An 18,515-nucleotide genomic window follows, 5' to 3' on the forward strand; every position below is an offset into this window, starting at 1 on the left:
GTCAACCGAAACGCGGGGGATCACTCGGCGGGCGGCGTCCACAGATCGTCGTTGCCCGCACCGGTCACCGGATCGTCGAGCAACGGCTCGCCGGTCAGCGGATCGATGTCGCGCATGGTGATCAGCGGGGTCGGCAGATTATTGCCTTCTGCTTCTTCGGTGTCGGGGTCGGCCGGGTTATCGACCACATCCTGCACCGGGAAGTTTGTTCCGGGATCGAGCGAGACGGTGGTGCAGGCCCCGGTGAAGGCGATCAGGCAGCCGTTGAGGGTCGATCGCCGATCGAAGTTGTTCGCGGAGCCCGAAGGAGCCGCGCCGGCGATAGTCAGGAAAGCCAGCGTGTCGAATCCGGTAACCTGCCCCGATGTGCCCAGTTGGACGCCGTTGATGATGATCCGCGAGGCTGGCCCCGCAGTCACGACGTCGAGCCCGCCCGCACCGAACGTCAGCCCGCGCCGTTCGGCAAAGCTGGTGCCGACGCCGCTGTTCTGGACATAGAAACCGCTTCCCACGTCGGCACTGATGCCGCGTGCGAACAAGGCGCCTTCGTCGTTCGTCACGCCGTCATTCTCGGCAAGTCGCGCGTTGATCGCATCCGTGGCCGTGGCGGCGCGGACATCGGTGATCGCGGCCAGCGTCGCGACGATGATATTGTCCGACGCCATGTTGAGCCGTCCGCCCGGAGCATTGTTGGCGCCGGTCAGCCGGACCGAACCCTGGCCCAAAATAACTTCCAGTGCCGTGTCGGCGAACAGGTTGAGAGAACTGGTGTCGGAAAGGCCGGTAAGCTGCACATTGCCGATTACGCGGGCCCTGCCCGGGGTCTCGATCGTCAGCGATCCATTGTCGCCGAGGTTCGACGACGAATTTCCACCCGTCATCGTGAAGCTGTCGATGATGACGTCGGCGTCCACCGGGACGCCCGCGGACGAGGGGACAATGGCGGGGCTGGCAATCCTGATATCCGCGCCGTAGAGGCGCGCCATTTCGCTGGCATCGATGTGATAGCCATTGCGCGTGCCGGTGCCGCCGATGAAGGTCTGGCGACCGTTGTTGCCGTTGGTTAGTTGCAGCACGGTGGTCAACCCGGGGGTGCCGGCGCGGCCATTGGCCCCGATGGTGATATCGCCGGACGTCAGCGCCATGGTGCGGCCGGTCACGACGCCCGCAAGGGTCAACATACCACCGGTCTGGGCGGTCAGTCCCTGGGTCGCGGCGATGCTGCCCAGCGTCATGCTGGTGCGCGCCGACAGGTCGACGCTGTTTGCGGTCAATTGCGAAACATCGACCGCGCCATTGGTAGAGGTTAGCGCCGCGCGACCGGTGACAGTGCCGCTCGTCAGCGTGATGTTGCCAACATTGGTGACGATAGCATCCCCGGTGGTGGCGTTGATTTGGCTGAAGACCAGATTCCCGCTGCTTCCCCCGCCGATCTGGACGCTTTGGCCGCTAGCACTGACCGCTCCGGTCGAGGTGAGGCTGTTGACCGCGATGGCGCCGCCGGCGCTGTTCAGGCTGGTCGTCCCACCACTCGTCACCGTGCCGGCGGTCACGCCATTTGCACCGTCGATATCGATGTTGCGTCCGGCGACGACCGGGGCAGTGGCCGACACCGCGCCGGTCGAAGCGACAATAATGTCGTCGAAAGCGTTCAGATTGCCCAGCGTCATTTCGCCGCCGCGCGTGATGATGCTGCTGTCGCCACCAGCAACGGTTCCGATCGCGAATCCGCTGCCCGACAAATAGCTGAGTTCGCGTGTGTCGACACCTGCACCCGTCGTGCTGACATTCTGCGCGGTGATCGCACCGGGTGCGCGAATTTCGACATCGTCGCCTGCCGTGAAATTCGACAGGTTTGCGGTGCTGCCAGCGAGGATGAGCAGGTCTTCGCCCGCCGATCCACCGGCGATTGTGACAGCCTGACCGGCGTTGACGCCCACCATGCGTGCGGCGCTGGCGCCAGTGAGCAAGGCGTTGCCTGCTGCATCGACGAACAAATTGCCCTCGGCGACCCCGCTGTTCGGATCGACCCAGCCGCCGTTGGCGGCGATCGAGGTTGCGATTGTCACATTGCCCGCCGAGCGCAGCAGGACATTGCCGCCGGACGTAATGATGCTGCCGTTGATCCCCTCGGCGCCGGGCGCCGTGCCCGATGCGGTCAGGAAGACGCTGCCCACCGCGCCGATGCTGTTGAAGGCGATCGACTGGCCATCGACTGCTACGAAGCCGCCCGCGGTCGAATTGCCGAGGTCGACTGCACCCGGCGAGCTGACGATAATGTCGCCACCGGTGATGATCGAATTGAGCCCGGTGCGGAAGCTGCCGGCCGTGGCGACGAAGTCGTTGCTTGCTTCGGCATGTTCGACGCTTGCGGCGCCAATGGTGTTGATGACGATATTGACGCCGTCCAGCCGGTCGAGGGTAATTGTCCCATTGGGGCCGGTGGCGGCGAGCGACAAGGTCGAGGCGGAGCCGATCAAACTGCCCGCCGCGCCGCTGATGCTGGTCCCGGCGATGATCGACAGCTCGTCGCCCGCCTGGATCGTCGGTGCGGTTCCGCTGCGTTGATCGTGGCGAATGTCGACCTGATCGACGGCGTTCATGGTGAGGCCGGTTCCGGCGCTGACGGCGCCTGCGCCTTGCGCATAGACACCGATCGAGCCGTCGGTCGTCAGCGACATATTGGCTGTGGTCGCGATCGTCCCGCCGGTCGCGGCGAGGAAAATGCCCGTCGTCGCGCTGCCGGTATCATTGTTGGTCGGCGGCGCGGTGCCGTTGGCGGTCGCGTTCAGGCTGGCCATGGTGAGATTGCCGCCGGCGCGTAGCTCGATGCGACCGGCATTGTCGCCATTGGCGGCGATATTCGTGTCGCCCAGGCTGATCTGTCCGGTCGCTGCTTCTATCACAACGCGTCCACCGGTCGTGGGCGTCGTGGTCCCGCTGGTGCCGGGCGCGGCCGCACCGCCGCCGCCATTGCCGCCAGCACCCGAAGCGCCGTTAGCGACGATGTCGATTGGGGTGCCGTTCGAGGTGATCGTGCCGCCGTTCGTGCGCAGCAGGATGGTCCCGCCCTGGGCAGTGCCGCCATCGCCACCGGTGCCACCAGTCCCACCTGCATTTTCGTTGCTGGCGCCATTGCCGCCAGTGCCGCCGGTGCCGGAACTGCTGAGCGATATGGGACCGCTGCTGTTGGACAAGAACACCACCGTCGCGCCATTGTCTGCGCCGATTTCCAGCGTGCCGCCGCGGCCACTGCCGCCAAGGCCGCCGACGGGTGCGACCGCCGGATTTGCAAAGAAGGACAGGCCGCCGCGGCCGCCCGCGCCGCCGATCGCGTCGGTGATGAAACTGACCTGCTCCATCGTGATATTGGCGTTGGCGCCATCGGCGCGCGCGCGCGCGGTGCCGCCGACGGCGTTGCCGCCATTGCCGCCATTGCCGTCGCGGCCGTCGCCGCCCACGCCGCCCTGCGCGCCGGCATCGAGCGTGACGGCGAGCGCCCCGGCATCGAAACCATTGACGATCGCCTGAGCGGTGCCGCCAACCGCATTGCCCCCGTCACCGCCAACATTGTGCGATCCGCCATTGCCGCCGACGCCGCGCGCCAAGCTGGCCGTGAGATCGGTAATATTGGTCGCGGCGGCGAGGCTGACGGTTGCGGTGCCGCCCTGGCCGTTGCCGCCGCGTCCGCCGGTCCCGATCCCCGTTGCCGCTGTCATGCCAAAGAAAAAGGAGCCGCCGCCATCGCCGCCGATGCCCGTGGCGTCGACGATCATATTGCCGCTGGAAACCGTTCCGCTGATCAGGTTGATGGTCGCCGTGCCCCCGGTGCCATTGCCGCCGTCGCCGGTCACTCCCGGCGTGACGCCCGTGCTGGAGAAGGAGTTAAAATCACCGCCGGCGCCGCCTTCGCCGATGGCCGATGCGCCGATCGCGCTTGCGGTGACCGCAGCCATACCGTCGACGGTGATCGTTGCGGTGCCGCCCTGGCCCGCGCCGCCCCGACCGCCTGCGACGGGATTGAGCGGATCTATGTCATTGCCCGGCGAGCCCAAGCCGCCGAAGCCGTCCGCCGTCGCCGATATATCGGCGGCGCTGATTGTCCCGCCGAGCAGGTTGATCGTTGCGGTTCCGCCGATGCCATCGCCCGACTGACCCGTCGCGACATCGCCAAAGCCGTTGGCACTGACATTCAGATCGGCGATCGTTACGTTGCCGCCGGTCTGTGTGAAGGTCGCCGTTCCGCCGCGCCCTGTGCTGGTCGCGGTCGCCGCGCCCTCACCGTTGGCGGACAATTGGATGGAACCGCCCGTCAGCGAGCCGCCCTGCATATCGATCGTTATGACACCGCCTTGGCCATTGCCCACGAGATTGGGGAATGTGCCGGGAGGGACCTCGGCCGTAATCTGCGAATTTCCGTCGGTGGATGCGTTGAGTTCGCCAAAGTTGATTGCGCTGCTGTTCGATGCCTCGGCGACGGTCTGGATGAGGATCGATCCGCCCGTGCCGGTCGCGACGCTCGCGCCGGGAACGGTCGCGCCGCCCGAAATGCCGTTCGCGGCAAGGCTGGTGTTCGCCGAAAGGTCGATGCCCCCCGCATTGGCGATCAGGCGGATTGTGCCCCCGGTGGCCGAACTTCCAATGCTGCTGACCTCGGTTACGGCGCTGACATCGAGGCTATTGCCGAAGCTGCCCGTCGACAAAATCTGTCCGGCGTTGGACGCGAGCAGGGCGACGTCGCCGCCGCGCGCATTCCCCGATTGCCCGGTCGTGCCGCTAGGGCTGACACCGTCTCCGCTTCGTGCGGCGGCTTTGAGCGTCAACTGGCTCGTTTGCAAAGTGACGCCGCCATTGGCGGTCACGGTTGCCACGCCGCCCTGCGCGTCGCCGCCCGTGGCATTTTCGCTATTGCTTGCGTCACCGCCCCGTCCGCTGGCATCGAGCGAAAGAATATCCAGCAATATCGTCGCGCTATTGTCGGCATCGACGACCAGTTCGGCGCGCCCTCCCGTTCCGTCGCCACCGTTCCGGGCGTCGACGGGCCCCCCGGACCCCCCGCCGTTGCCTAGCGCTTCAAGGGAGATGTCCGGGGATTGGAACGATGTGTTCGCTCCGCTGATTTCGATGCGCGCCGTGCCACCCGTTCCATTCCCAGACTGAACGGGGCCGAAGCCTCCACTGCCATTTGCGTCGATCGAAACGCTGTTGGTCGCGAGGAAGCTTGCGCCATTGGAGACTGTCAGCGCGGCCGTGCCGCCTTGCGCGTCACCGCCGGTCGGGACGGAAATATTCGTCGGTCCGAAGGCGGTTGCGCTGATGAAGACGGTGCCGGTGTCCAGCACGCTGCCGGAATTGCTGACAGAAATGCTGGCATTGCCGCCCGTTGCGCTTCCTGCCTGACCATTGGTTCCGACGTCGGCGCCAGCGTTTGCGGATAGCGAGAGGACCGGGGCTGTCACGGTGCCCCCGGTAATCGTCAGGCTGGCCGTCCCCCCCACGCTGTCACCAGTTGCGGTGGCGGGCTGGCTCAGGGACGTGATCTGCAACAGGTTGCCGGTCGACAGCGTCCCGCCGCTGACATTCACTGCAACATTGCCCGCGGCGCCGACGGCGCCATCTGAACGGACGATCAAATTGCCCGTTGCGCCGCCCTGCTGACCCGCGCCGATGGTCAGAGACGCACCGGCGTCGCCGCTGAAAACCGCGTCGCCTTCGACGAAAATCCGTCCTGCCGATGACAGAGGCGGCGGCGATGTCGGGATCTGTTGCAGCGCCTCGCCTGTAAATGTGCCGCTTGCGTGCGCTCCCGTGCTGCTGAGGAACAGCGTGTCGTTGACGACGATGTTTGCCGCGGTTGCATTCGCCGGGGCGAAATTTTGTTCGCCGGCGGTGATATTATAGCCTGCTGAGAGGCGCACAGCGCCGTCTGGATCGACCTGCGCCGACGACGCATCGTCATAACCGATCGTCCCCGACACGAGCATGGTGACCGCGTCATTTTTGGGAATGGCGACCATATAGATGCGGCTTTGGTCGCTATCGCCCTGTTGGTGTGAGGGACCGGTCGTGCTGCCCGTATGGGTGATGGCATTGCCGCCCTCGGCCCCGACGGTCACATTGATATCGAACAATCCACCGACGTTACCGATGCGAATGTCGACCTGTTCAGCGGCGACATAGGCGGCCGAACCGTCGACGCGCACGGTGCCGGCCTGAACGACGCGCGGTGCGACCAAGGCGACATAGGCGCTGCCGGCATTGATTGCATTATTGGCGTTGATGGCGCCGTTCACGGTGATAGCGGAGGTGCTGCCCGATGAGCCGCTGAAACGGATCGCGCGGTTGGCGCCGTAGAGGCCACCGCTGGTGCTAATATCATTGGTGGTCAGCACGAGACTGCCGACATTGATGACGCCGGTGCTGCCGACCAATATTCCGCCGGCGTTATAGAACCAGATGTTGCCACCGCGCTGGCCCGAGGTGTTGGTGTCGATGCTGTTGATCGTGCCGTTCAGCGCGATCTCGCGGCTCAGCGAACCGCCGCTGCCATCGACGAAACGGTTGAGGACGGTGTAATCGCCTTGGCCGGAGAAATTCCAGCTTTCACCGGTCGGAAGAAAGTCGATCGCGCCGCCCGTCGGCGCCGAATCGTCGGGGATCCAGTTGATGATCGTCTCGGGCGCTGAAACGCTCACCGTCGTCGTGTTGCCGCCGGGATTGGGCTCGACCGTGACGCCGGGGGTTGGAATATGGACCCCGTTGACCTGCGCCAGCGCGGATCCGCCAAAGGCAAGAGCGATCAGTCCTGCCGCAATCGCACAGCTTTCGAGCAGGCGTCCCTTGCCCGTGCGGTTCGAAATGGGGGTTGCAGTGGCACGCATGACAGTCGTCCTTGATGCAAAATTCACGGGTCAGCGCGCCCGCACGCCGAACTGGGTCGTAAAGGAAACCAGCAGCCGCGGATCGGGCCTTTGGGTCAAAAATCCTGCGCGGTTGAGCGGAACCGCCAGCGTCATATCGACCCGCCCCAGATTGCCATAGGCGGCACGCAAGCCGCCGCCCGCCGAATAAAGTTTCTGCGGATTGAGGCCGTTGAACGCCGCATCCTTGTTCCACACCCACGCCGCGTCGAAAAAGACGAAGGGCTGAAAGACGAAGCTTTTGGTGTTGGCGGGGACGAAGGAACCGTAACGCGCCTCCAGTGCTACTGCGGCGCCGCTGTCGCCGATCACCGTGCCGGCGTCGAAACCGCGCCCGACCGTGAAATTGCCGCCTGAAAATTCCTCATAAGCGAGCAGTGCGTCGCTCGCCCATTGCGCGCGCGGCGCCACCGACAGGGTGAAATCCGGGACCGGCCGCCACTCGGCCTGCGCATTGGCGCGGATCAGGAACGCGTCGGGCTTGCCCTCGATACGGGTCAGCGGGACGGCGCCGGGCTTGAAACAGGCTGCGCCGCCGGGGCCGCAATCGTTGCTGGCGCCGAGGAAGCTCACGCCCTGTCGCGCCTCGATCGAGGTTGCAAGCGACCAGCGCGGCTCGGCGGGATTATACCCGCGGCGCCCGGCGACCGACGCGGGGTCGATCCAGCTTGCATCTGCGCGCAGGTTGATGACGCGCAGCCGGTCGCGGTTGAGGTCCAGGCTGCCCAGCGCGATATCCTGATCGATGATGTCGAATCCACCGCCGACGGTAAAGCGCTGCGCCTGCGTCAGTATAACCGGGTAAGTCGCGAACAGGCTGATGATCTGGGTATCCGATTTCAGCGGCAGCCCGGCGATGTCGGGGCGCGTCCAGGCATAGGTATAGCCGGCGCCCAGTCGCAGGCCGTCGCCGCCGACGCGAAGCTCATGCGCGGCCTGCACGACCTGTTGTTCGTCGAGGTCAGCAGTCGAATAGACGCTGAGTGTCGTGAGATCGCCCATGCCCGTCAGCCCGGCGAAACGCGCGCGGGCGACCCCGCCCCAACGGCCCACGTCGCGGGTTCCGAAATTCTGGACATTGGCGTCGAGCATGACGGGCGTGCGCGCGACGGTGACTTCGCCGACGACTTCGCCCGGCGCGTCGCCGGGGCGCAGCGTCAGCCGCGCATCCAGGCCCGGAATATCGCGCGCGAGCAGCAGATAGCGTTCGGCCGCGTTGATGTTGAACACCGGCTGGTCGTCGAGCCGCGACAGATAGCGTTGGAGCAGCCCTTCGTTGCTGCCAGCGTCGCCGCGGACCTCGATTCGCGTCATTCGCGCGGCGAGGATGTCGAGGCGGACGATGCCGTCGCCGATCGTTTGCGGCGGGACGCGGACGGCGGCCAGATAGCCTTTCGAGCGCAAGATCGTCGCGGCGCGGTCGCGAATGTCGCAGACCGCTGAAATCGGCACATCCTGTCCAACGCGGTCGGACCAGCTTGGGTCGAGCATCGCCGGATCGATGCCCTCGACCGACGAGAATTGGACACCGCGCAGCGTAATGCGGACATTGGCGAATTCAGGGTTGGCGAGCGGGCAGGGCGCGCGTTCGATGCTGTCGTCGGCGGTAACGATCCGTTCGCTTGGGGGCGCGGCGGGCGCGAGCGTCGGTTGCTGGATTTGCTCGCGTGTCGGGATCTGCGGTGTCGACTGCGCTTGCGCGGCGAACGGCAGCGCCGCCGCGATCAGCCCCGCCGATCGTAATGCGATCCTGCCCAAATCCCCCATGCCCGTCATCACCACCCCTTGCGTATCGAGGGCACGCGCCGCCACCGCTGCGTGCCGTTTCAGTCTGTTCTGCCGGTCGGCCGGCAGTCGAATTCGATCCAGGGAATGGAGGTGCCGTTGGTGTGGCATCTCTTCATCCCATTTTTATCAGATAGGCCGGGCGGGTTCAATGTCCGCCCAAAGCCCATCAACCCCCAGCCGCCTCGCTGTCCGACATCGTATCGACCAGGCGGTTGAGCTGCGGCGTGCAGCCCTTGGCCATCAGCATGTCGACCGATCCCTCGACCGTGTCGGGCGCATTTGCCAGCGCGGCAAAGCGCACCGTCACCGGCGCGGCGAGGCCGGCGCCCGACAAGCGATAATCGACGCCATATTGGACTGGCATCACGTCGGTCGGCCATTTGCGGAAATTGGCGCCCTCGATGAAAGCGACCGTCGCGCTCTTGTCGGCGCGCTCGATTTTGAGCAATTCGTCGCTGTCCATATGCGGGCGCCACAGAATCAGCGAGGCCGGATCGGTAACGCAGAAAGTGCCAGCGTCGCGATAGTCGAGCAGCCACAGGTTGGGCGCACGAATATCAGCGGGCGCCTGTTCGCCGGGGCCGCGGGAAAATCCGCCGCGTGACCGCATTGTCGGTCCCTTGGCGAGCATGCGACTGACCGTCGTACCCATCGATTGGCTCGATGCGATCGCACCGGTTGCGCCAAAAGTGCCGGGCCCCGACAGGGTGCGGGTCTTGCCCGCCTGCATCAGCACGACTTTGTCGCCCGCGACCAAGGTCAGCTTGTCTGTCGGCTTCAGCTTGGCGCCGGTTGGATATTTGCTGGCCGAAGGGCCGGTCGACCGGATGACCATCGATTGGGCGGCGGCCGTGCCGACGACGGCGACCGCCATGACGGCGGCGATGGCGGTCAGGCCCAGGCGGCGCGTCCGGATATCAGGAAAGGACATAGCTTTCTCCCATTTTGGTCTGGTTCAGGCGTTCTATCAGGAACATGATGGCTGCATCCTGACTAAATTCATTGGTTAACGCTGTGGCGCAGGTCACATAGGCGTTTTTATCGCCCGCCATGTGCGCGGCGACAAGCGCCGTGATGCGCTCACGCTGTTCGGAGGACAGGTCGGGACGCGGGGTCAGGGCATCGACGGGCTGCGCGCGGCCGCGCAGCGTAACGCGGCCCATCGGCACCAGATCGTCGCGTCCAGAACGCGCCGCCGCTTCGGCCGAAATCAACACCCCGGTCTTCAGGCTCTTGTTCGCCGCCTCGAGCCGCGAGGCGGTGTTCATCGCGTCGCCGAGCGCGGTATATTGAATGCGGCCCTCGCCGCCGAAATTGCCGACGATCGCGTCGCCAACGTGCAGCCCGACGCGGGTCATGCCCAAGGGCGGCACGCCCTCGGCCATGTCGATGCGGAACTTCTCGCCCGCTTCATACATCGCCAGCGCTGCTGACGAAGAACGCTCGCCGTCGTCGGGGCGGCTGAGCGGCGCGCCCCAGAATGCGACCACGGCATCGCCGACAAATTTGTCGATCGTCCCGCCATGATCGAGGACGATGTCGGAAAGGCGGTCGAGATATTCGTTGAGCAGGCGTGCGACGGTTTCCGGCGTTGTCGCGTGGCTGAGCTTGGTGAAACCCTCAAGGTCGGTGAAAATGCAGAAAATATTGCGCCGCTCGCCGTGCAGCGACAGCTGATCGGGGTCGCGCATGATCTGTGCCGCGACATCGGCGGGCAGATATTTGCCGAGCGCCGATTGCGCAAAGGCGCGCTGGCGCGATCCGACGGTGCGTGCGGCCGTGCCAACGGCGGCATAGCCGAACAGCCAGCCGAGTGCCCAGCCGAAGGCGGGCAGGGTCGTCGTATCGACCCCGCGTCCGTGGAGCCAGAAAGGGAAGGCGGCAAAGAAAGCCATTTGCCCCAGAAAGGCGATCGCGACCCAGCGCGCACGCACGTCGATCAGGCTGGTGAGACCGCCCGCGAGTACGACCAACAGCGCGAGTGCCCACAGCGTGAGACCAGGCAGCGGCTTCGACCAGGCGTTGTCGAGTTGCTGCGCCAGCATATGCGCGTGGACTTCCAGCCCGATCATCGTTTCATGCAGCCCGGTCAGCGCATCGGGGAAACGGCTGAGCGGCGTGTTGAACTGGTCGTTGTCGATGATGTCGCCACCGATCAGGACATAGCGGCCTTTTACCAGCTCCGAGAAACCGGCGCGCATGTCGGCGTCCATCGGCATCGCGAATGTGTCGATCGGGATATTGGCGAAAACAGGCTCTTCCTGCCCCTTTGTGGCGCGGGCAGGAACGAGGAAGCGGATATTGCCCTGATAATTGGCGTGCGCCGGATCGACCGGCGCCAGCGCATTGGCCATCAACGGCGGCAGGCCCTTCGGCCGGTCGGGCCATGTGCGGATCACGCTGTCGCCGTCGGTGCGGAACAACACGCTCGTCGGCTTCGTCTTGTCGGTCGTGACGTCGGCGAGATAGGATTGCAGATATTTCTGCTGTTCATAGAAGATGGTGTTGGGATTGCTTTCCTGTTCGGCATAGGCGAGCCAGGTCGGCGTCGTCATCGCGCGCAATTGTGCCTTCAGCAGCGCATCGTCGGGGCGCGGCGAATCAAAGGCAATATCGATGCCGATCGCTTTCGCGCCCATCTGGTCGAGATTGCCGAGGGCTCTTGCGAGCAGCGTGCGGTCAAGTGGCGATCGGATGCCCGTTTTGAACAGGGTTTCGTCGTTATAGGTGACCATGACGATGCGCTTGTCCTGTCCGACATGCGGCGCCATCACCGTGGCCCGGGCATCGTAAAGCGCGCGTTCGGCATCGCCGATCAGCGGAAGATCCCAACTCGACCGGGCGATTAGCGTTGCGACGATCAGAAAGACAAAAGTTGCGGCCATGCGCGACGGACCGAGTTGCCTGGCCAGCCGACGGATGCGCTTGCCCAGCGGCACGGCGGCGGGTTGGCCGTCGGGTTGCGCGGTGCTGGGCGCGGGTTCGATCGTCTGGATGGCGGTCATGGATCAGCGGGCCGCGCGACCGGCTGTCTCTCCGGGGGCCGGGGCGTTTGCGGTGACGCCGCTGCCACCGAGCAGCGCCTGGCCGCCGTCGCCGATGATCGCAAATCCTGCCCAATAATAGGGATGCGAGGTTTGTGCGTCGTCCATCAGCGTCACTTGCGTCGCCCATAGCGCGTCGGCGACGCTTTCGCCCGGCGTGGCCGCGAACAGGCCGCCGATCAGCCGCTTGGTGGCGTTGAAGTCATCGGGCGCCGGCCAATGGCTGGCGATGACCGAGCGTCCGCCTGCGCCGATGAAGCTGCGCACCAACCCGTCGAGGGCATTGCCGCCACCGCTGGCCACGCCCGCTTCGCGGGTCGCTGCGACCGACGCCGCGCCGGCGGTATCGCAGGCCGAGAGGATGACCAGATCGGCGTCGATCTTGAGGTCGAAAATTTCCTGGAAGGTTAAAAGCCCGTCCGAATCCTTGTCACCGAACGAGGTGATCAAGGCCGGGCGTGCCGGGCAGGAGGGGCGCGGCGCGGTGACCAGGCCATGCGTGGCGAAATGGATGATGCGATAATCATCGAGATCGGTGCGGCTCTTGACCGCCGTGTCGGTAAAAGCGCCGCCGGTCAGCAAGGTTGCGGCATCGCGGCCCATGGTGTTCGATGCAGTGACGAGTTCGTCGGCGGAGATCGGCCGGCTCCACTGGGTCAGGTCCCATTGGCAGGTGCCGTCGACGCCATTGGCAACCGCGCCGCGTATGCCGAGCGAGGGCAGCGTGCCGGTGACTGGCAGATTCTGGCCGAGGCCCAGATATTGCTGCTTGCCCCGCGACGGCGCCGCCTGCCGCGCATTCCGAAAGCCGAGCGCCGACACCGCGGTGCTGGGCCGCGACGTCCGGCCGAGCCACGCGATCTGGCGCATGTCGAACGGATCGGCGTCGGGATCGAGAACCCGCTTTTCATAGTCGGCGAGACCGGTATCGGCGGTGACGAGCAGGTTGATCGGCAGCCGCAGCATCGCGCCATCGGGTTCGAAGATCAGGTGCGGGACCGCCGGCAATTGCGCCGCAGCGGGGCCGAACAACTGGCCGTAGAGCTTATAGGCGCCCGCCGCGTCGAAGGGGTAGGTGACCCGGCGGCCATTTTCGACCATCGAGATGGTCGACCGGATGCTATCGACCGCAGTCTCGAGCCCCGCAGTGCTGATGTCCGACTTCCAAAGCTGTGCCTTGTCGGGCGCGATCAGCATTGCATAGACGGCGTCGCCGACGACAAGCATTTTCAGATAGGCTTCATCGGCACGCAAAGCCGTCTGGAGCTCGGCAAGATCGAGCTTACCCGATGCGACGACGCGATATTGCGGAAAGGCCGACAGTGCGACGACGGTTTCGGCCTGTTGGAAAGACAGGTTGTCGAGCTGGGTTTTTACGTCGGCCCGCAATGCGTTGATTTCGGGCGACGCCGGGAGTTGCGCCAGCCGTGCATCCTCGATCCGCGCGCGTTCGATGTCGCGATTGAGGGTGGTCGCCTGACGGAACAGCCGCGCACCTTCGCCGCTGCCGCTCGACAGTTCGCGTGCAAGGATCGCCTGCGTGTCGGCGACACCGGGGCGAACCTGCAACTGGCTGGCGACGAAGAAATCGCTGACCGCGCTTGGATCGGACGCGGCCCGGCCCGCGAGCAGGCGGTAATAGGGGGCCATCATATTGGCCATGCCGGTCGTCGAACGCTGCGACTGCGCCAGCGCGGTCACGACTTCGCGATAAATGCCCAGCGCCTTGTCGTCCTGTCCGTGCCGGGTCAGGAAGGCGGCGTAGCGCGCGCGGGCCGAGGCGAGGGCGTTGGTTTCGGGATATTCGACCGCCAGCGCATTGACCGATTCACGGAAGCGGGCGTCGGCGGCGCCATTGTCGCCCAGCGCCTCTTCGGTGAGCGCGAGTTCGCCCAGCATTTGCGAGCGTAGACGGATGATCGACGTCACCCGGCCTTCGCGAACGGCGACGGCATCGGACAATCCCTTGAGCTGTGCCGCCTTGGCAGCGCGCGGGTTGCCGCGCAGCCGCTCGACGGTGCCGAGCAGATGGCCGGCCTGTGCGTCGATAATCTGCGCGCGTTCGGCGGGGGACAGCCGCTCGCGGCCCGATCCCTGACGGACCATGCCGCTGTCGTTGGCGCTGTTCACCGCGGCGGCAATGTCGGGGGACAGGGTGACTGCGCTGCCTTCGACCGAAACGCCGCCGCTCATCGCCCGGATCGGTGCCTGTAGCAGCGCCGCGGCGCCGTCATAATCGCGCTGGTTCAGCGCGTCGATCGCGCGGAAATTGCGGCGCAGGCGCAGCTGGACGGGGTCGTTCGTCGGTGCCGCCTCGACTTCGGCGAACAGGCGCGCGGCTTCGGCGAATTCGCCAAGGTTCGATTTCTGCAAGGCGCGGTTGAGGGTGAATTCGCTGGGGTCGAGGTCGGCGGCAGCCTGCTCGTCAAGCGTGCGGCGCGACAATGCTTCGAAAAACTCGGCCGCCTCGGCATAGTCGCCGCTGTGGTTGCGGCGATATCCTTCGGCCAGCGCCTTGTCGACGTCGATCGCGCCGGCGAGCGTGCGGGCAAAGCCGTCATTGCCGCCGATCGATGTCGTCGCGACCTTGATCACACCCGGGACGACCTTGCGCTGGCGTATCGAGTCCAGTGCGAGGTTCAGCGCGTCGTCATAGGCGGCAAAGCCTTCGACCGTATAGGCGGTGCCTGCATCGGCCTCGATCCGCGTCTTCCACGCGATCGGGCTGTCTTTTACGACGCAGGCGCCGTCGGCGGTGCAGCTGATCGCGCCGACCCGGGCCTGCTCGATCCGGGCCCGTGCTTCGGCTGGGCTGGCGCGCAGCATGCGGACATAGCCGATCGGCTGGCTCGCATCACGGCACAGGATCATCCAGGCGCGATCGAACATGCCCTTGACCACGCTGTCGCGCACCGTCGCCTGCACTTCGCACAGCGACCCGCCCTGATCGCCAATCGAAAAACTGTCTTGAAGCGTGGGGTCGGTGCCCTGTGCCAGCGCAATTTGGGGTGCTGTCAGGCACAACGCCGCCAAAATCGGCAATTGATACGGACGTCGAGCGGTCATTACGCAAATCCCCCAAACACACGCGCAGAGGCACCGTGCCATATTCATGGCAAGGCGCAGTCTTTCTAGCTGCGATGCGACCCATTCCCTGACGAAGACACTAAACCCTTCGGAATAAAAAGGGAAGTGATCTGCCTCACAGGCCGCTTGCGCCGCAGTGGCGCGCGACCTATCTGCACTGGGACATTTTTTAATCCGAATGAGGACATGATGACGCAATTCGACGATCGCGAACGGGCATTCGAAGCGAAATTCGCACGCGACCAGGAGGTTCAGTTCCGGATCACCGCACGCCGCAACCGGCTGGTCGGCGAGTGGGCTGCCGAACGCATGGGTCTGACCCCCGAAGAAACCGACGCCTATGCCAAGGCGGTGGTGCAGGCCGATTTCGAAGAAGCAGGCGACGAGGATGTGATCCGCAAGCTCGCGGGCGATCTGACTGCGGCGCAGGTCGAGATCAGCGACGCCGAAATTCGCGAAGCTTTGGGCGAAAAGGCAGTCGAGGCGCGACGCCAGTTCATGGACAGCCAGAGCTAAGGGAGCGCACCAATGGGAATGCGCGAATCGGACTTGCGGGCGATGATCGTCGCCGCCTTCCCCGATGCGGAGGTGGCGATCACCGACCTTGCGGGTGATAATGATCATTATGCCGCGCATGTCGTCAGTGCCGCATTCAGCGGGATGAGCCGCGTCGCCCAGCACAAGGCGGTCTATGCCGCACTGGGTGGGCGCATGGGCGGCGAACTTCATGCCTTGCAATTGACCACGGCCATCCCCTCATAGGGGCCATGACTTATTTGCGGCGCGCGTCTGTGCGCCCGACCGGAGATACGACGATGACCGAAGCCACCCCCAGCGCCATTGGCGACCGCATTGCGAAGCTGGTCGCCGACCATCCCGTGCTGCTGTTCATGAAGGGCACGCCGCTTTTCCCGCAGTGCGGCTTTTCGTCGCGCGCAATCGCGATGCTCGACCGCCTTGGCGTCGAATATGAAACCGTCGACGTGCTGCAGGACATGGAAATCCGGCAGGGCATCAAGGAATTTTCCGACTGGCCGACGATTCCCCAGCTTTATGTGAAGGGCGAATTTGTCGGCGGATCGGACATTATGATGGAAATGTGGGAAGCCGGCGAGCTTCACGCGGCGGTCAGCGACCTTCCGCCTCGCGCCGAATAGGCCCGCCACCGTTTCGCGGAATTGACGCCGTCCCTGCCGATGTGGGGGCGGCGTTTTTCGTTGCGCGGTGCCGTGTCGGAAAAGCATCCGGGGGGCGGGACCTTTCGGCCGCTCGCCCCCCGTTTGCATCGGGGGTAAGTGGAGATTTCCCGGTGGGGGCCGGGGGTGTCAGGGACCAGACCGACACCCCCCGCCGCTCCATTGAGCGGAACACTCGGGAACATATTCAACCATTCAATTGCCGTGCCAAATTAACGTGCTCCCTGATTTGGGCGGCATCTGATGGTTAGCATTTTCCTAACATCGTCGCGCCGTGTAAAGAAATCCGACACTGCTCCATTCATCGCGCATTCAGGCTATTGACTACATTTGTAGTCGCTGTAGATGAAGGCGCCAAAGGGAGGGGTTCCGCAATGGCCGAGAGAGCAAGCGATTCAGAGATGCAGGTGCTGTCGGCTCTGTGGGAAGACGCCCCGCAGACCGCCGCCGAGCTGACCGGCCGCATCGGCAAGCTCAACGGCTGGACGCAGGCGACGGTCAAGACGTTGCTCGCCCGGCTGGTCCAGAAGGGCGCGGTAAAGGCAGAGGCCGATGGCCGGCGCTTTCTCTATCGCCCGGCGGTCGATCGCGCCGAAGCGGTGGGCGATGAATCGCAGCGCTTCGTCGACCGGCTGTTCGGTGGCCGGGTGAGCCCGATGATCGCCCATCTCGCGCAGCGCGAGGCACTGTCCGACACCGATATTGCCGAGATTGAGGCGCTGCTGAGGAAGCTCAAGTCATGAGCGCCGCGATGCTGCTTCAGGCGTGGGCCGACACGCTCGTCACCACCGCCGCGCTCGTCCTGCTGGTGCTGCTGATCCGCAAGCCCTTTGCCCGCCATTTCGGCCCGCGGCTCGCCTATACGCTGTGGCTTGTGCCCGCGCTGCGGCTGGCGCTGCCGCCGCTGCCCTTTGGCGACCCCGTGGTCGTCGAGACTGCGGCGGCGCTGCAACCGTCGGACGCGGCCTATCTGATCCCCCTCGATGCGATGGCCGCTGCGCCTGCCGCCGCGCCGCTCTGGACGTCCGCCGACCTGCTGCCGATCCTGTTCGCCGTCTGGGTCGTCGGCGTCGCGACGGTCCTCGTCGCGGCGATGCTGTCGCACCGGCGCTTTCTGCGGACGGTGCTCGGCGAAGCGGTGAAGCTCGAGCCGATCGGCACGATCCGGCTGGTGATGACCGACGCAGTCGATGGCCCGGTCGCCTTCGGCCTGTTGCACCGTTATGTCGCGGTGCCGCATGATTTCTTTGCGCGCTACGTGGCCGACGAGCGTGCGCTGGCGATTGACCATGAACTGGCGCACCACCGTCATGGCGATTTGTGGGCCAATGCCGCGGCATTGCTGCTGCTCGCCGCGCAATGGTTCAATCCCTTCGCCTGGCGCGCGATCCGCGCTTTCCGCTTCGATCAGGAGGCGGCGTGCGATGCGCGCGTGCTGACGATGGCTGATACCGGGCCGCGCGAAATACGCACGGCGCGCTACGCGACAGCCATTGCCAAGTCCGCGGTGGGTTCGCGGCTGTCGCTCGCGGCGCCGATGGCGGTCCACGACAATCTGCAGGAGCGGCTGACAATGCTGATGCGGCAGGATGTTTCGAAGCAGCGTGGCCTCGTCGGCCGGCTGCTCGTCGGCAGCGCGACGCTCGCGGTGCTGGCGACGACCGCGACGCTGGTTCCCGCCGGCATTGCCCATGCAAACATAGAATCGGGCGACCTGATCGCGCCGCCGACACCGCCAGCGGCACCGGCGCTTGTTGTCCCGCCGGCGCCTCCCGAAGCGCCCGCTCCCCCGGAGGAGATCGATGGCGATCATCATGTGACGCTCTTTACGTCGCACGATGATGGTGAGCCTGTCGCCGCGAATGGCGGAATCCGCCGCGAAATGACCCGCACCGTGATACGGACCGATAGCGATGACGCAGCTTCAACGGCGAAACAGGTCGATGTTCGCGTGCCGGGCAATCTCTCGCGCGCCGAGATTCTCGTGACGCTGAAGGAGCAGGGCGTCACCGGCGATCGCGCGAACAGGATCGCCGACCAGCTGGACGCCAAGCATCAGGCGCGCTTTCGCGTCGCGATCCCGCGGATACCTCCCGTTCCGCCGGTTTCGGCATCGGTCTGGGCGGCGTTCGACGACAAGGCGATCGCCGTGGTCAATTGCGGCGCGAAGCAAAAATCGCGGTCGACCGTCAATATCGAAAATCGCAATGGCAATAAGCGCAGCCGCGTCGCGATCGCCGGTTGCGGCGATGTGGCCGGGATCACGGCGGCACAGATTGTGGCGCTGAAAGAGGCGCGCGACGACTTTGCCAGGGGCGAAGCAGCGCGCGTCCTGTCGGCTGAAGACCGCGCAAGGGCCATCGCCGATATGGAGCGCGCGATTGCCGATCTGGAACGCATCGGCAGCTAAGGGCCGCGCGCCCGACGATCAAGCGCCGAAAATATTGTGTCACCGGCCCGAAGTCCCTTTCGAGGTCGGC

The 18,515-nt window shown here is 65.3% G+C and carries 10 protein-coding genes; 5 read left to right on the top strand and 5 right to left on the bottom strand.

From position 1 onward, the window contains the following. Positions 1-20 precede the first annotated feature (20 nt). The 5 genes from CDQ91_RS18260 to CDQ91_RS18280 all read right to left on the bottom strand — a co-directional run bounded on the left by CDQ91_RS18260 (position 21) and on the right by CDQ91_RS18280 (position 14,818). The gene (locus tag CDQ91_RS18260; protein WP_088474134.1) at positions 21-6,881 is read right to left on the bottom strand and encodes a hypothetical protein; all 6,861 of its coding nucleotides are present in this window, start codon (positions 6,879-6,881) and stop codon (positions 21-23) included. 30 nt (positions 6,882-6,911) lie between these two features. Beyond that, entirely contained in the window at positions 6,912-8,732 is a 1,821-nt protein-coding gene (locus tag CDQ91_RS18265) for a ShlB/FhaC/HecB family hemolysin secretion/activation protein (protein WP_237246044.1), read from the bottom strand. Between the two features lie 142 nt (positions 8,733-8,874). Beyond that, positions 8,875-9,639, bottom strand: coding sequence for a hypothetical protein (locus CDQ91_RS18270; protein ID WP_088474136.1), 765 nt, complete (start codon positions 9,637-9,639; stop codon positions 8,875-8,877). Next, positions 9,626-11,713 (bottom strand): adenylate/guanylate cyclase domain-containing protein, encoded by a 2,088-nt coding sequence (locus tag CDQ91_RS18275; protein ID WP_088474137.1) that lies wholly within the window; start codon positions 11,711-11,713, stop codon positions 9,626-9,628. Before CDQ91_RS18275 ends, CDQ91_RS18270 begins: the two co-directional genes overlap by 14 nt. A gap of 3 nt (positions 11,714-11,716) precedes the next feature. After that, positions 11,717-14,818 (bottom strand): CHAT domain-containing protein, encoded by a 3,102-nt coding sequence (locus CDQ91_RS18280; protein ID WP_088474138.1) that lies wholly within the window; start codon positions 14,816-14,818, stop codon positions 11,717-11,719. Between the two features lie 210 nt (positions 14,819-15,028). Between CDQ91_RS18280 and CDQ91_RS18285 the strand changes: the two genes are divergently transcribed. The 5 genes from CDQ91_RS18285 (at position 15,029) to CDQ91_RS18305 (ending at position 18,445) form a co-directional block, all read left to right on the top strand. Beyond that, complete coding sequence (locus CDQ91_RS18285; RefSeq protein ID WP_088474184.1) at positions 15,029-15,355, top strand: DUF1476 domain-containing protein; 327 nt, start codon at positions 15,029-15,031, stop codon at positions 15,353-15,355. Positions 15,356-15,367: 12 nt separating this feature from the next. Further along, on the top strand, positions 15,368-15,601 hold the full coding sequence (locus CDQ91_RS18290) for a BolA/IbaG family iron-sulfur metabolism protein (RefSeq protein WP_088474139.1): 234 nt from the start codon (positions 15,368-15,370) through the stop codon (positions 15,599-15,601). A gap of 53 nt (positions 15,602-15,654) precedes the next feature. Continuing rightward, a complete protein-coding gene (gene grxD / locus CDQ91_RS18295) occupies positions 15,655-15,996 on the top strand; it encodes a Grx4 family monothiol glutaredoxin (protein ID WP_088474185.1) in 342 nt (113 codons plus the stop codon). A 413-nt stretch (positions 15,997-16,409) separates the two neighbouring features. Further along, complete coding sequence (locus CDQ91_RS18300; protein ID WP_088474140.1) at positions 16,410-16,778, top strand: BlaI/MecI/CopY family transcriptional regulator; 369 nt, start codon at positions 16,410-16,412, stop codon at positions 16,776-16,778. Then, a complete protein-coding gene (locus CDQ91_RS18305; RefSeq protein ID WP_088474141.1) occupies positions 16,775-18,445 on the top strand; it encodes a M56 family metallopeptidase in 1,671 nt (556 codons plus the stop codon). Before CDQ91_RS18300 ends, CDQ91_RS18305 begins: the two co-directional genes overlap by 4 nt. Positions 18,446-18,515 lie beyond the last annotated feature (70 nt).

The sequence above is a fragment of the Sphingopyxis witflariensis genome (assembly GCF_002205635.1).
GTDB classification, from domain to species: Bacteria; Pseudomonadota; Alphaproteobacteria; order Sphingomonadales; family Sphingomonadaceae; genus Sphingopyxis; species Sphingopyxis witflariensis.

What these genes read in the sequence shown, in the direction of transcription:
- CDQ91_RS18270 (WP_088474136.1), bottom strand. Translation starts at nt 9,639, where the DNA reads ATGTCCTTTCCTGATATCCGGACGCGCCGCCTGGGCCTGACCGCCATC.
- grxD (WP_088474185.1), top strand. Translation starts at nt 15,655, where the DNA reads ATGACCGAAGCCACCCCCAGCGCCATTGGCGACCGCATTGCGAAGCTG.
- CDQ91_RS18305 (WP_088474141.1), top strand. Translation starts at nt 16,775, where the DNA reads ATGAGCGCCGCGATGCTGCTTCAGGCGTGGGCCGACACGCTCGTCACC.
- CDQ91_RS18280 (WP_088474138.1), bottom strand. Translation starts at nt 14,818, where the DNA reads ATGACCGCTCGACGTCCGTATCAATTGCCGATTTTGGCGGCGTTGTGC.
- CDQ91_RS18290 (WP_088474139.1), top strand. Translation starts at nt 15,368, where the DNA reads ATGGGAATGCGCGAATCGGACTTGCGGGCGATGATCGTCGCCGCCTTC.
- CDQ91_RS18300 (WP_088474140.1), top strand. Translation starts at nt 16,410, where the DNA reads ATGGCCGAGAGAGCAAGCGATTCAGAGATGCAGGTGCTGTCGGCTCTG.
- CDQ91_RS18260 (WP_088474134.1), bottom strand. Translation starts at nt 6,881, where the DNA reads ATGCGTGCCACTGCAACCCCCATTTCGAACCGCACGGGCAAGGGACGC.
- CDQ91_RS18275 (WP_088474137.1), bottom strand. Translation starts at nt 11,713, where the DNA reads ATGACCGCCATCCAGACGATCGAACCCGCGCCCAGCACCGCGCAACCC.
- CDQ91_RS18285 (WP_088474184.1), top strand. Translation starts at nt 15,029, where the DNA reads ATGACGCAATTCGACGATCGCGAACGGGCATTCGAAGCGAAATTCGCA.